Source organism: Streptomyces caatingaensis, from assembly GCF_001187435.1.
GTDB lineage: Bacteria > Actinomycetota > Actinomycetes > Streptomycetales > Streptomycetaceae > Streptomyces > Streptomyces caatingaensis.
Genome location: NZ_LFXA01000018.1, coordinates 664,083 through 677,521, shown reverse-complemented (window position 1 = coordinate 677,521; position 13,439 = coordinate 664,083). Strand labels below are relative to the sequence as shown.

Sequence of the window (13,439 nt, the reverse complement as noted above, 5' to 3'; positions counted from 1 at the left end):
CGCCCCCGGGCCGCCCCTAGCCCTGGAGTTTCAGGTAGCGCAGGACCTCGTCGAAGAGTTTCTCGCCCTGGGTGCGGGCCTTGCCCTTCTCGGGCATCACGACCTCCATCAACCACGCCCTGTTCCTGGACTTGTTGACGATGACGCGGGTGTGGCGGAAGGCCTTCGGGTCGTCGGTGCCGGCGAAGGGTTTGCGGTGGACGGTGGTGACGTCGGCGGTGTCGAGGCCCTGGAAGGACTTGGCGTCGGTGACGGTCACGGCCGGGTCGTCGACGCCGGAGACCGAGCCCTTCTCCAGGCGGGCCTTCAGCCTGCGGGCCTCCTCGTGGGCGGAGCCGACGGTGACGTGCTTCTCCTTGTCCTCCTCCTTGCGGGTCAGGGAGACGGTGTAGACGCCGCCCGGGTCCTTGAAGGAGACGACGCGGCCGTCGGGGTCGATGCTCTTGACGTAGTCCTCGGGGACGGTGATGGACGCGCGGACGACCTCCGGTTCGTCGCGGACCTTCCAGTGGAGCGGGGTCGCCGGGCCGTAGCCGAAGGGGTTGACGACGAGGAGGGAGACGGCGGCGGCCACGACGACGAGGCCGACGCCGAGGCTCCACTGCGCCTTGCGGTTGCGGTGCAGGACCGGGGGGAGCCAGCGGTTGCCCTGGGGGGCGGGGGCGGCCGGCGGGGGCGTGCGGAGGGTGAGGGACTCCAGGGTCGCGCGGATCTCGGACGGGGCCGGGCGGGCCGCCGGGTCCTTGCTCAGGAGCCGGGTCAGGAGGTTCGTGAACGGCTCGGGGCCGCGCGTCGGACGCGGGGGTTCCGCGGAGAGGATCGCCTGCATCGTCGCCTGGGCGTTGGTGCGGCGGAACGGGGACATGCCCTCGACGGCCGCGTAGAGGACGACGCCCAGCGACCAGAGGTCGGAGGCGGGGCCGGGGTGCTGGCCCAGCGCCCGCTCCGGGGCCACGTACTCCGGCGAGCCGACGAAGCCGCCCGTCTCCGTCAGGCCCTGCTCGCCCTCGATGCGCGCGATGCCGAAGTCGGTGAGGACGACCCGGTCCTCCGTGCCGAGCAGGATGTTGTCCGGCTTGACGTCCCGGTGCAGCACGCCCGCCGCGTGCGCCGCGGTGAGCGCGCCCAGCACCGCGAGGCCGATCCGGGCCGCCTCGCGGACGTCCAGGGTCCCCCCGTCGAGGACGTCGGCCAGCGACCGGCCGCGCACCAGCTCCATGACGATCCAGGGCCGGCCGTCCTCGAACACCACGTCGTGGACGGCCACGACGGACGGGTGGGCGACCCGGGCCGCCGCCCGCGCCTCCTGCCGCATCCGCTGGTGGACGTTGTGCCGCACGGACTCCGGCAGATGCTCCGGGACGCGCGGCTCCTTGACGGCGACCTCCCGGTCGACGACCTCGTCGTGCGCCTTCCAGACCGTGCCCATCCCGCCGTGGCCCAGCCGGGAGTCCAGCCGGTAGCGCCCGCCCACCCGGCGGCCCGCGCCGGGCTCCGCGCCCGGGGCCCCGTCCCCGGCGGCCGTCATGAAGGACGCGTCCTGCGTCCCCCCGCCCGCCCCGCGGGCCGCCGGCCACTCCGGCGCCGCCGGCCGCAGTCCGTAGCTCGTGGGCTCCCGTCCCCCGTTGTTCGTCATGCTCCCATCATCGCCTGACAGGCCGCCAGGAGCCGTCGGGGGTTCCGCAGGGGCGCACCGCCGTATTAGCGTGGGCAACCGGGCGCGGGACACGGACCCGAACGCGGCTCCGGCGGGAACGAGTTGGATTCCGCCGGGATTCCGCCGGGTTGTCCGTGGCGAGCGCGACGCACGAGAGAGAGACGGGACAGGACGTTCACGTGCCCCAAGGGAAGCCCCAGCCACGGCTGCTCGCCGTCAGCGACCTGCACATCGCCTACGCCGAGAACCGCGAGGTCACCGAGCGCCTGCGCCCCTCCTCCGACGGCGACTGGCTGATCGTCGCCGGTGACGTCGCCGAGCAGTACGCCGACGTCGAGTGGGCCCTGCGGCTGCTCGCCGGCCGCTTCGCGAAGGTGATCTGGGCGCCCGGGAACCACGAGTTGTGGACGCCGCCCAAGGACCCCTGCGACCTGCGGGGCGAGAAGCGCTACCTGCGCCTGGTGGAGCTGTGCCGGGAGCTGGGCGTCGCGACGCCCGAGGACCCCTACCCCGTCTGGGAGGGCGAGGGCGGGCCGGTGGCCGTCGCCCCGCTGTTCGTCCTCTACGACTACTCGTTCCGGGTGCCCGGCGCGGACACCAAGGAGGAGTCCCTGCGCCGCGCCTACGAGTCCGGCGTCGTCTGCACCGACGAGCACTTCCTCCACCCCGACCCGTACCCCACCCGCGAGGACTGGTGCCGGGCCCGCGTCGAGTACACCGAGCGCCGCCTCGCCGAACTCCCGCCGGAGCTGCGGCCCGTGCTCGTCAACCACTGGCCGCTGCTGCGCGAGCCCACCCGCGTCCTGCGCTACCCCGACTTCGCCCAGTGGTGCGGCACCACGCTCACCGCCGACTGGCACGTGCGCTTCCGCGCCGCCGCGGCCGTCTACGGCCACCTCCACATCCCCCGCGTCACCTGGCACGACGGGGTGCGCTTCGAGGAGGTCTCGGTGGGCTACCCGCGCGAGTGGCGCAAGCGGCCGCCGCGCGAGCCGCTGCGCCAGATCCTCCCCCGGCCGGTGGACCGCCCCGGCGACGTGTGGTGACCAGCGACCTGTGGGACTGGGGACAAGGAACGAACGACGCATGATCGAGGAACTGCTGCCCTCCGGCGCCGTCGCCGAGGACACCTTCACCGACGCCACCGACGACCCCGCGAGCGTCCTCTTCCCCGAGGAGGCGGCGCGCATCGCCCGGGCCGTGCCGCGCCGGCAGCGCGAGTACGCCACCGTGCGCGTGTGCGCGCGCAAAGCGCTGGGCCGGCTCGGGTACGCGCCCGTCCCCCTGCTCTCCAGCAAGCGCGGGGCGCCGCGGTGGCCGGACGGCGTGGTCGGGTCCATGACGCACTGTCAGGGCTACCGGGCCGCCGTCGTGGCGCGCGCGGACGACCTGGCGTCCATCGGCATAGACGCCGAGCCCAACGGTCCGCTGCCGGACGGGGTGCTGGACACCGTCGCGCTGGACGCCGAGAAGGAGTGGATCGCCGCGCTCTCGGCCGCCCACCCCGCGGTGCACTGGGACCGGCTGCTGTTCAGCGCCAAGGAGAGCGTGTTCAAGACCTGGTACCCGCTGACCGGTCTGGAGCTGGACTTCGACGAGGCGGAGCTGTCCGTCGACCCGGTCGCGGGGACCTTCACGGCCCGGCTGCTGGTGCCCGGCCCGGTCGTCGGCGGCCGCCGGCTCGGCGGCTTCGCCGGCCGCTGGACGGTGGGCAACGGCCTGGTGGTGACGGCGATAGCGCTGCCGCTCGGGCCCGCGCCGGACGAGGAGCGGGACGAAGCGGCGTACGCCCACAGCCCGTCCGGGGCCTGACCGGACGGCCGGCGGTGGCGGCCGGCCGCGCAGCGGAACGATTCACCACCATCCCGTGAACTGTTCCGTGATCCGGCCGTCCCCTCCTAAGCTGGGCCGCACTGTGGTTCGAGACTGTGGTTCGAGCAGCTACACAAGCACGGGGGGTGCTGCGTGTCTCACCTTCGGACACGTGACGAATTATCGACCCGGCCGTTCCCGCCGGAACCGGCCACCGGGGTCACCGGGCAGGGCCCGGCGCGGGTTGCCGCCCGCGGCTCCGTCCGCGACCGCGTACGCGGGCCCAGGAGCGAGCCCCTGAGCGGACCCGTGGGCGGATCCATGGGCGGCCCCATGAGCGGGACCGCCGGCGGATCCGGCGGCGGGACCGTCGCCGCCGACCCGTACGCGAAAGGTTTCGCCGCCCAGGAGGCCGCCCCGGGCGGGGGGTTCACCGGCATCGACCCGGACGGCCCCGCCTTCCTCGCCTCGCTCGGCGGCCTCGTCGGCAAGTCCGGGGCCGCGGTGGACGTCGTCCTGCCGGGGCGCCCGGCCGAGGCGCGGCAGATGTGTGCGGCCCTGCTGCGGCTCCTGCGCGCGGACCGGATCGCCGAGCTGCGGCTGCTGCGCACCACCGCCGCCCCGGCGGGCGGGACGGCGCGCGATCTGGCGCCCGACCCCGAGTGCACCGCGCGGTTACGGGTGACCGACACCCCGATACCCGAGGTCGTCATCGTCAACGGCCGGTCCGCGCTGGTGCGTTCGGGCGGCCCGAGCGGCCGGCGGGCCTCGCTGGTGCACGCCCCCGACGTGGTCGGGACGCTCCAGGCGCTGTTCTCGGGGGTGTGGCGGACGGCCGTGCCCGCCGACGGGCCGCGCGGCGACCCCGCCTTCGAGCTCTCCGAGGGCGCCTACCGGGTGCTGCGGCAGATGTGCACCGGCGACACCGACACGGCCGCCGCCCGCGAACTGTCCATCTCCGTACGGACCTACCGGCGCCACGCGGCCGAGATCCTCCGCGTCCTGGGCGTCACCTCGCGCTTCCAGGCCGGGGTGCGGGCGATGGAGCTGGGGCTGCTGAGCAGCTGCGGCCCCCTCCGCTGACCCGGCCGGTGCCCTCGGCGCACCGGGCGCGGGGGACACGGAGGGCACACAGCACTGCGGGGCCGCCCGGGAGGGACGGCCCCGCAGTGGCTTCCGGCCTCGGAAGCGAACGGGTCACTTGCTGATGCAGACGTTTCCGCTCGCCGCGTTCAGCAGGCCGACGATGTCGATGGTGTTGCCGCAGAGGTTGATCGGGAGGTGGACCGGGATCTGGATCACGTTCCCGGAGACGACACCCGGGGAGCCGACCGCGGCCCCCTTCGCGTCGGCGTCGGCGAGAGCGGTGCCAGTGACGCCGGCAAGAGTGGCGCCCACGGTGGCGGTGAGGACGGCTGCCTTGGCGATTCGTGACATGGGGGGTGACACCTTTGTTCGGTCTGACAGGGTCGAACTCACGGCCGTAGGAGGCCGGAGCCCGGATCAACGCCCGATGCCCCATAAGGTTTCCGTCCGTGCGGCGGACGGGTGACGGAGCACGGTCACCGGGCCCGCCGGGGCATCCGGATGCCGTCTGTACAGCCGCCGCGCCGCACCGCTACAAGGGACGTGGGACCGATCGGTGCGGGAGGCAACGATGCGCATGATCGCGATCGTCGGCGCGGGCCAGGCGGGTCTGCACCTGGCCCTCGGGCTCCGCCGGGCCGCGCCCGGGGAGTACGACGTGCTGCTGGTCTCCGACCGCCGCCCGGAGGAGATCCGCTCCGGCCGGGTGCTCTCCATGCAGCAGATGTTCGGCCCGGCCCGCGCCCTGGAGCGGGCCGCCGGGCTGAACCTGTGGGACGCCGACGCCCCCTCGATCGAGGGCATGCGGCTGACCACCGCCGACCCGCCGGGGACGGCCGCCCGGACCATCGCCGCCGACCTGGAGGAACCGGCCCAGTCGGTGGACCTGCGGCTGAAGACGGCCCGCTGGCTGGAGCTGTTCGAGGAGGAGGGCGGCCGGACCGAGTACCGCGCGGTGACGGCGGACGGCCTGCCGGCGCTGGCCGCGGCCCACGACCTGACGCTGATCGCCTCCGGGCGCGGCGACCTCGGCACGGTCTTCGGCCGCGACGAGCGGCACAGCCCCCTCACCGCCCCGCAGCGCGCCCTCGCCGTCGTCTGCCTGCACGGCGTGGCGCCGCACCCCGAACGGCCCCGGCACATGCGGATGACCGGCTGCCCCGGGGTGGGCGAGCTGATGCTCGTGCCCGGTCTGACCCTCTCCGGGCCCTGCACGATGCTGCTCTGGGAGGCCGTCCCAGGCGGCCCCTTCGACCGGTGGCGCGACCGGCCCGGCCCGGCGGCGGCCCTGGAGCGCTCGCTGGAGCTGATGCGCGACTGGGCGCCGTGGGAGTACGAGCGGTGCGCGGCGGCCGTGCCGACGGACGACGGGGCCGTACTGACCGGGGCCTTCGCCCCCGTCGTGCGCCACCCGGTCGCCGAGGTGGCGCCGGATTCGTACGTCCTGGGCATGGCGGACGCCGTCGTCCTCAACGACCCGCTCACGGGGCAGGGCTCCAACAACGCGGCGCACTGCGCCGACCGCTACCTGCGGGCCGTGCTCGCGCGCGGGGACGGGCCGTTCGACCGGGCGTGGATGCACGAGGCGTTCGCGCACTGGTGGGAGCGGGCGCGGCACTCGGTGGCCTTCACCAACACCGTGCTGCGGCCGTTGCCGCCGCACGTCCGGGCGGTGCTCGACGCGGCGGCCCGCCGGCCCGACCTCGCGCACCGCTACGTCAACGGCTTCGCCGAGCCCGGCAGTTACCGGGAGTGGCTGCTGGACGCGGACAGGGCGGCGGCGTGCCTGGCCGCGCTGGGGTAGGGGCGCGGCCCTCACTCACCCCCCAAGTGCTCCAGCAGCACCCCCCACAACTCCCGCGCCGCCCGCGGCGGGGGCGCGTCCTTGCGGTGCGCCACCGCGATCGAGCGCCGCATGCGGTCGCCCTCGAACGGCGTCACCCGCAGGCCGGAGCGGGCCGCGACCATTCCCGGCACGACGGCCACGCCGAGTCCCGCCCGGACGAAGCCGAGGACCGCGTCCATCTCCCCGCCCTCGACGGTGAAGGACAGCTCGAAGCCGGCCGCGCGGCAGGCGGCGATCGTCATCTCACGGAGGTCGTAGCCGCGGCGGAACATGACCATCGGGAGGCCGCGGAGGTCCTCGACGCGCATCCGGCGGCGGCGCGTCGGCACCGCGGGGGACGAGACGACGACCAGGTCCTCCCTGAGCAGCTCGGTGGTGGTCAGGGCCGGCGCGCCCACGCCCAGCGGCGTGATGATCAGGGCGAGGTCCAGGTCCCCGGCCGCCAGACTGCGGACGAGGTCCTGGGAGCCGCCCTCGTCGACGAAGAGCTCGATCCCGGGGAACCGGGCGTGGTACGCGCGCAGCACGTCCGGCACGAGGCTCGCGCACAGACTCGGCGGCGCCCCCAGCCGCACCCGCCCCCGGCGCAGCTGGGCCACCTCCTGCACCTCGCGCCGCGCGGTCTCCGTGTCGGCGAGGATCCGCCGGGCCAGCGGGAGCAGCGCCTCCCCGGCGTCGGTCAGCGTGATGTTGCCGCGCGCCCGGTGGAAGAGGTCGGCGCCCAGCTCGCGTTCGAGGGCGCGGATCTGCTGGGAGAGCGAGGGCTGGGCGACGTGCAGCGCCTCGGCGGCGCGGGTGAAGTGCCGCAGGCCGGCGACGGTCGCGAAGTAGCGGAGCTGCTGTAGTTGCACTCCGTCCAGGGTACGCAGCGGCGATAGGCGCACGCTATGGAAACCAGCGGCTTCATGTCTTGGACGCATCGAACCGCCCCGTCCTAGCGTCGTCCGCATGGCACTGGCGACCCGGACGGAGCGCTCCCCGTCCCTCATCGGCTTCGTGTGGCACTCGACCGTCGGCAAGAAGGCGGTCATGGCGGTCACCGGTCTGGTCATGCTGGCGTACCTGGTCGCCCACATGCTGGGCAATCTGAAGATCTTCTTCGGGGCCGGGGAGTTCAACGCGTACGCGCACTGGCTGCGCACGCTCGGCGGACCGGTCCTGCACCACGAGTGGTTCCTGTGGATCGTGCGCGCCGTCCTCGCCGCCTCCGTCGTGCTGCACGGCGTCGCCGCGTACCAGCTCAGCCGCCGCGACCTGGCCGCGCGCCCCGCCCGGTACGAGCGCCGGCGCGCCCGTACGAGCTATGCGACGCGCACCATGCGGTGGGGCGGGGTCGTCCTCGGGCTGTTCCTCGTCTGGCACCTCCTCGACCTCACCACCCTCACCGTGAACCCCAACGCGCAGCAGGGGCACCCGTACGAGAACCTCGTCGCGTCCTTCGGCCGCTGGTACGTGAACGTCGTCTACATCGTCGCGATGCTCGCCCTCGGGCTGCACATCCGCCACGGCTTCTGGAGCGCCGCGCAGACGCTGGGCGCCAACTCCCCGCGCCGCGACCGGGCGTTCAAGGCCACCGCCGACGGGCTCGCCGCGCTGCTGACCCTCGGCTTCGTCGCCGTCCCGATCGGCGTCATGACAGGAATCGTGAGCTGACCATGACCGAGTACACGCGTTACCGGACCGGCGACCCGGTCGCCGACACCAAGGCCCCCGACGGCCCGATCGCCGAGCGCTGGGACCGCCGCCGCTTCGAGGCGAAGCTCGTCAACCCCGCCAACCGCCGCAAGCACACGGTCATCGTCGTGGGCACGGGCCTGGCCGGCGGCTCGGCCGGGGCCACGCTCGCCGAACAGGGCTACCGCGTCGTCCAGTTCTGCTACCAGGACTCACCGCGCCGCGCGCACTCCATCGCCGCGCAGGGCGGCATCAACGCCGCGAAGAACTACCGCAACGACGGCGACTCGATCCAGCGGCTCTTCTACGACACCGTCAAGGGCGGCGACTTCCGCGCCCGCGAGTCCAACGTGCACCGGCTCGCCCAGGTCTCCGTCGAGATCATCGACCAGTGCGTGGCGCAGGGCGTGCCGTTCGCCCGCGAGTACGGCGGCCTGCTGGACACCCGGTCGTTCGGCGGCGTCCAGGTCTCGCGGACGTTCTACGCGCGCGGCCAGACGGGACAGCAGCTGCTGCTCGGCGCGTACCAGGCGCTGTCGCGGCAGATCGCCGCCGGCACCGTCGAGATGCACCCGCGCACCGAGATGCTCGACCTGATCGTCGTCGACGGGCGGGCGCGCGGGATCGTCGCCCGCGACCTGGTCACGGGCGCCGTCGGCACCTACTTCGCCGACGCCGTGGTCCTGGCGAGCGGTGGCTACGGCAACGTCTTCCACCTGTCGACGAACGCCAAGAACTCCAACGCCACGGCCGTCTGGCGGGCCCACCGGCGCGGCGCGTACTTCGCCAACCCCTGTTTCACCCAGATCCACCCCACCTGCATCCCGCGCTCCGGCGACCACCAGTCGAAGCTGACGCTGATGAGCGAGTCGCTGCGGAACGACGGCCGCATCTGGGTGCCGAAGGCGAAGGGCGACACCCGTGCGCCGGCGGACATCCCGGAGGACGAGCGGGACTACTACCTGGAGCGGATCTATCCGTCCTTCGGCAACCTCGTCCCCCGCGACATCGCCTCGCGCGCCGCGAAGAACGTCTGCGACGAGGGACGCGGCGTCGGCCCCGGCGGCCAGGGCGTCTACCTCGACTTCGCGGACGCGATCCGGCGGATGGGGCGCGCGGCCGTCGAGGCCAAGTACGGCAACCTCTTCGAGATGTACGAGCGGATCACCGCAGAGGACCCGTACGAGGTGCCGATGCGGATCTATCCGGCGATCCACTACACGATGGGCGGGCTGTGGGTCGACTACGACCTCCAGACGACGATTCCGGGCCTGTTCGCGATCGGCGAGGCCAACTTCTCCGACCACGGCGCCAACCGGCTGGGCGCCTCCGCCCTGATGCAGGGCCTGGCCGACGGCTACTTCGTCCTCCCCTCCACCATCAACGACTACCTCGCCCGGCACCCGCACGACGAGGTCCCGGCCGGCCACCCCGCCGTCGCCGAGGCCGTCGCCGAGGTCACCGGCCGGCTGGAGCGCCTCCTCGCCGTCGACGGCGACCGCACGCCGGACTCCTTCCACCGCGAACTCGGCGAACTCCTGTGGGACGAATGCGGGATGGCGCGCTCGGACGCCGGGCTGCGCAAGGCCCTCGGCCGCATCCCCGAGCTGCGCGCGGAGTTCTGGCGCCGGGTGAAGGTGCCGGGCTCCGGCGAGGAGCTCAACCAGTCCCTGGAGAAGGCCAACCGCATCGTCGACTACCTCGAACTCGCCGAGCTGATGTGCCTCGACGCCCTGCACCGCACCGAGTCCTGCGGCGGCCACTTCCGCGAGGAGAGCCAGACGCCGGACGGCGAGGCCGCGCGCAGGGACGAGGAGTTCGCGTACGCGGCGGCCTGGGAGTTCACGGGGACGGGCACCGCGCCCGTCCTCCACAAGGAAGACCTGCGCTTCGAGTACGTCCACCCCACACAGCGGAGCTACGCGTGAAACTCACCCTGCGCATCTGGCGCCAGCGCGACGCGGATTCGGCCGGCGCCATGACCACCTACGAGGTGGACGGCATCAGCGAGGACATGTCGTTCCTGGAGATGCTGGACCACCTGAACGAGGAGCTCATCCTCGCCGGTGACGAACCCGTCGCCTTCGACCACGACTGCCGGGAGGGGATCTGCGGCGCGTGCGGCATGGTCATCAACGGGCAGGCGCACGGCCCCGAGCGGACGACGACCTGTCAGTTGCACATGCGGCACTTCCGGGACGGCGACGTGATCGACGTCGAGCCGTGGCGGGCCGCGGCGTTCCCGGTGGTGAAGGACCTGGTCGTCGACCGGTCGGCGTTCGACCGGATCATCGGTGCGGGGGGCTACGTCTCCGTCCCCACCGGGGCGGCGCCCGAGGCGCACGCGACGCCCGTGCCCAAGGAGGCGGCGGACCTGGCCTTCGAGCACGCGGAGTGCATCGGGTGCGGGGCGTGTGTGGCGGCGTGCCCCAACGGGTCGGCGATGCTGTTCACTTCGGCCAAGGTGGTGCACCTGAACGTGCTGCCGCAGGGGGCGCCGGAGCGGGAGTCCCGGGTGCTGGGGATGGTGTCGGCGATGGACGAGCAGGGTTTCGGCGGGTGCACGAACACGGGTGAGTGCGCGGTGGCCTGCCCGAAGGGGATCCCGCTGTCGGCGATAGGGACGATGAACCGGGAGTACCTGCGGGCCTCGGTGAAACGGCGGTGACGCCCCGCCCTGTGGCGCAGATCCTTGGCCGGTACCCCCGTCTGCTCTAGATTGACGCGACCAGATCAATAGGGGGTGGGGGTACGCGCATGCGTACAGCAGACAGAACCGAGTTGAGCCCCGCACGTCTCGCCGCTCTGACCGTCGTGCCCTTCTTCGCCGGGCTGGCCGTCACCGTCGTCGTGTACTTCGTCGTCCGGGACGACCTCCCGAGCCGGGTGCCGACCCACTTCGGCACGGGCGGCGCGGACGGCTACGGGTCCCCGGGGCGGGCGACGGCGGGCAACCTGGTGGTGTACGCGATCGAGGGGGTGCTGTTCCTGATCGCGTCGCTGGCCCGCGAGGAGCAGCGGACCGTACGGCCCACGCTCGTCGCGGCGTGGGCGGTCTCCGTGACCACGACGTACTTCCTGTGCGCCCTGCTGCTCGCCGGCGACGGGTCCGTACCGGCCTACCAGTACGCCGCCGCCCCGGCCGCCGGGGGCGCGGTCGTGCTCGGCAGCCGGCTCCTGTCGAGGAGGAAGGCGTGAGTGCGATCAAGTCGGTGTGGCGGCGCTGCCAGTTCTGCGGGTGGATGCTCGCGGTCGGCGCCGTCCTCGCGCTCGCGCTGACCGCCGACGCCGCGCTGGACGCGGAGCACCGGCAGGTCGCCCTGTGGCTGCTGCTCGGCGCGGCGGCGTTCCTGGCCACGGGCGCGGTCCGGGTGACCGTCTCCCCGCGCGGTGTGACGGTCGCCTCGGTGCTGGCCCCGTTCCTCCGCCGGAACTTCGCCTTCCGCAGCATCCGTTACGCGTCCGCGCGCTGGACGAAGCCGGCGGAGATCGGGGGCTGGGGCTACCGCTGGAGGCCGGGGCTGCGCGCCGTGTCGCTGCGCGAAGGGCAGGCGCTGTGGCTGGAGTTCACCAGCGGGGCGCAGTTCGTGGTGACGGTGGACGACGCCGGGACGGGTGCGGACCTCATCGGGCACTACCTGCGGACGGCCCGCCCGGTGCACTGAGCGCGCGGCGGAGCCGGTGCCCCGGCTGCCGCCGGTTCGCCTCCGAGACCGTGCCCGTCCCGGAGACCGTGCCCGTCCCGGAGACCCTGCCCGTCCCGGAAACCCTGCCCGTCCCGGAGACCCTGCCCGTCCCGGGGCCTCCGCCCGTCTCAGAGGCCCTGGTCGCGCACCCACTCCGCCAGCACCTTCGCGCAGCCGTCCACCGACTCCTGCCAGGTCTGCCCGGCGCCGGCCCCGGCCTCGTCGCTGACGTGCTTGATCAGGCGGATCGGGACGTCCGCGCGGCGGGCGACCGACACGAGGGCGTAGCCCTCCATGTCCACCAGCTGCGCGTGCGCGGCCAGCCGGGCCCGGGCCGCCTCGTCGGCGACGAAGAGGTCGCCCGTGGCGAGCGTCGGGCCGGCGCCGTCGCGCACGACCAGCGCGTCGCCGTACGAACGGCCGGTGAGGGCCTTCAGCACGGGGGTGTCGATGTCGTGCTGGATGACCTGGGCGACCTCGTGCGTGCCCGTCCAGCCGGGGGCCAGGGCGCCCGCCGTGCCGAGGTTGAGGATCGCGGAGGGACGGTCGCCGCGCGCCAGGACCGTCGCCAGCGACGCCGCCGCGTTGACCTTGCCTATGCCGGTGAGGAGGACGGGCAGGCCGGTGTCGAGGTGGGCGGCCTCCTCCTCGACGGCCAGGACGAGCAGCGGGCGGTCGGGGGTGATGGTTCCGGTGAGACGCATGCGGTCCATCATCGCAGGGGCGCGATCACGCCCCGAGCGGCCTGGTCACGGACGCCGGGCGGACGACCGGCCGGCCTCGTCGGTCCACGGTCGAAGTCCGTCCGCTCCCGCCCCTCGGCCCGGGAGGCACGCGCGGACGGTGTGCCGCACCGTCGCTCAACGCACCCGGTCGAGAAAGCCGTTGATCAGCTCCAGCCACTCCCCCGGCCGCTCCGCGAACGGCAGGTGCCCGCTCTCCAGCCCGGCCCACCGCGCGCCCGGGATGCCGTCCGCCAGCTCCCGGTGCAGGTGCGGCGTGACGAGCGTGTCGTACGCGGTGGAGATCACCAGCGTGGGCACCCGGATCCCGGCCAGGTCGGCCGTGACGTCCACCCGCTCGCACAGGTCCACGTGGTCGTCCGTCCCCGGCGGTACGGTCGCCGCCGTCTCGCGGAGGGCCGCGTCGAAGGCGTCCTGTGGCAGCGCGTCCAGCGCCGGCGCCCCCGTCCCGAGCAGGGAGACGAACGCGGCGAGCCTCGCGTGCCCGTCGTCCTCGGCGAGCAGGTCGCGCCACAGCCGCGCCGCGAGGCGGAAGCGCGGGTTGGGGCGGGCGAAGCCGGCGGTGAGGACGAGGCCGGTGACGCGCTCGGGGTGCCGGGCGGCGATCCGTACGGCGACGGCCGCGCCCAGGGAGTAGCCGCTGACGGCGAACGTCCCGAGGCCCTCCTCGTCGGCGGCGGCCACGAGTCCGTCCGCCAGTCCGTCCAGGGTGAGGGGCGCGGTGGCGCGCGGGGTGCGGCCGGTGCCGGGGTAGTCGGGGCCGACGACGGTGCGGCGGGCGGCCAGACCGTCCAGGAGGGGGCCGTAGTTGGCGTCGGTGCCGCCGCCCGCGCCGTGCGCGAGCAGGAGGCCGGGGCCGGTGCCGCGGACGACCCGGCCGAAGGAAGCGGAAGAAGTCATGACCGGACGCTAAAGCCTGACACCGGTGTCAGGGT

General features: G+C 73.9%; 14 protein-coding genes. 9 read left to right on the top strand and 5 right to left on the bottom strand.

Annotated features, from left to right (window positions below):
* Nucleotides 1–16: 16 nt before the first annotated feature.
* Nucleotides 17–1,636 carry a serine/threonine-protein kinase gene (locus AC230_RS29740; RefSeq protein WP_049719416.1) on the bottom strand — a complete coding sequence of 540 codons (1,620 nt, stop codon included), beginning with the start codon at nt 1,634–1,636 and terminating at the stop codon, nt 17–19.
* A 200-nt stretch (nt 1,637–1,836) separates the two neighbouring features.
* On the opposite strand from AC230_RS29740, the gene AC230_RS29735 reads away from it, so the two are divergent.
* From AC230_RS29735 to AC230_RS30485, 3 genes are all read left to right on the top strand, one after another.
* A complete protein-coding gene (locus AC230_RS29735; RefSeq protein ID WP_049719415.1) occupies nt 1,837–2,703 on the top strand; it encodes a metallophosphoesterase family protein in 867 nt (288 codons plus the stop codon).
* 40 nt (nt 2,704–2,743) lie between these two features.
* Nucleotides 2,744–3,469, top strand: coding sequence for a 4'-phosphopantetheinyl transferase family protein (locus AC230_RS29730; RefSeq protein WP_049719414.1), 726 nt, complete (start codon nt 2,744–2,746; stop codon nt 3,467–3,469).
* A 333-nt stretch (nt 3,470–3,802) separates the two neighbouring features.
* Nucleotides 3,803–4,552: a helix-turn-helix transcriptional regulator gene (locus AC230_RS30485; RefSeq protein ID WP_157868687.1), complete on the top strand. Its 750-nt coding sequence runs from the start codon at nt 3,803–3,805 to the stop codon at nt 4,550–4,552.
* Nucleotides 4,553–4,666: 114 nt separating this feature from the next.
* Here AC230_RS30485 and AC230_RS29720 read toward each other — a convergent pair whose 3' ends face one another.
* Nucleotides 4,667–4,906 carry a chaplin gene (locus tag AC230_RS29720; protein WP_049719413.1) on the bottom strand — a complete coding sequence of 80 codons (240 nt, stop codon included), beginning with the start codon at nt 4,904–4,906 and terminating at the stop codon, nt 4,667–4,669.
* Between the two features lie 220 nt (nt 4,907–5,126).
* Here AC230_RS29720 and AC230_RS29715 point away from each other — a divergent pair, with 220 nt between their 5' ends.
* Nucleotides 5,127–6,359 (top strand): styrene monooxygenase/indole monooxygenase family protein, encoded by a 1,233-nt coding sequence (locus AC230_RS29715; RefSeq protein ID WP_049719412.1) that lies wholly within the window; start codon nt 5,127–5,129, stop codon nt 6,357–6,359.
* An 11-nt stretch (nt 6,360–6,370) separates the two neighbouring features.
* Here the strand turns inward: AC230_RS29715 and AC230_RS29710 are convergent, their stop codons facing one another.
* A complete protein-coding gene (locus AC230_RS29710) occupies nt 6,371–7,252 on the bottom strand; it encodes a LysR family transcriptional regulator (protein WP_049719411.1) in 882 nt (293 codons plus the stop codon).
* A 97-nt stretch (nt 7,253–7,349) separates the two neighbouring features.
* Between AC230_RS29710 and AC230_RS29705 the strand changes: the two genes are divergently transcribed.
* From AC230_RS29705 to AC230_RS29685, 5 genes are all read left to right on the top strand, one after another.
* Nucleotides 7,350–8,054, top strand: a complete 705-nt coding sequence (locus AC230_RS29705) for a succinate dehydrogenase cytochrome b subunit (protein WP_049719410.1) — start codon at nt 7,350–7,352, stop codon at nt 8,052–8,054.
* A 2-nt stretch (nt 8,055–8,056) separates the two neighbouring features.
* Entirely contained in the window at nt 8,057–10,003 is a 1,947-nt protein-coding gene (locus AC230_RS29700; RefSeq protein ID WP_049719409.1) for a fumarate reductase/succinate dehydrogenase flavoprotein subunit, read from the top strand.
* A complete protein-coding gene (locus tag AC230_RS29695; protein ID WP_049719408.1) occupies nt 10,000–10,743 on the top strand; it encodes a succinate dehydrogenase/fumarate reductase iron-sulfur subunit in 744 nt (247 codons plus the stop codon). Before AC230_RS29700 ends, AC230_RS29695 begins: the two co-directional genes overlap by 4 nt.
* Before the next feature lie 89 nt (nt 10,744–10,832).
* Nucleotides 10,833–11,273: a DUF1648 domain-containing protein gene (locus tag AC230_RS29690; protein WP_107082269.1), complete on the top strand. Its 441-nt coding sequence runs from the start codon at nt 10,833–10,835 to the stop codon at nt 11,271–11,273.
* The gene (locus AC230_RS29685) at nt 11,270–11,740 is read left to right on the top strand and encodes a hypothetical protein (RefSeq protein ID WP_049719406.1); all 471 of its coding nucleotides are present in this window, start codon (nt 11,270–11,272) and stop codon (nt 11,738–11,740) included. Before AC230_RS29690 ends, AC230_RS29685 begins: the two co-directional genes overlap by 4 nt.
* 149 nt (nt 11,741–11,889) lie before the next feature.
* On the opposite strand, the gene AC230_RS29680 is transcribed toward AC230_RS29685, so the two are convergent.
* A complete protein-coding gene (locus AC230_RS29680; protein ID WP_241833403.1) occupies nt 11,890–12,465 on the bottom strand; it encodes a nucleosidase in 576 nt (191 codons plus the stop codon).
* A gap of 156 nt (nt 12,466–12,621) precedes the next feature.
* Nucleotides 12,622–13,404 (bottom strand): alpha/beta fold hydrolase, encoded by a 783-nt coding sequence (locus tag AC230_RS29675; RefSeq protein ID WP_049719405.1) that lies wholly within the window; start codon nt 13,402–13,404, stop codon nt 12,622–12,624.
* Between the last annotated feature and the right edge of the window lie 35 nt (nt 13,405–13,439).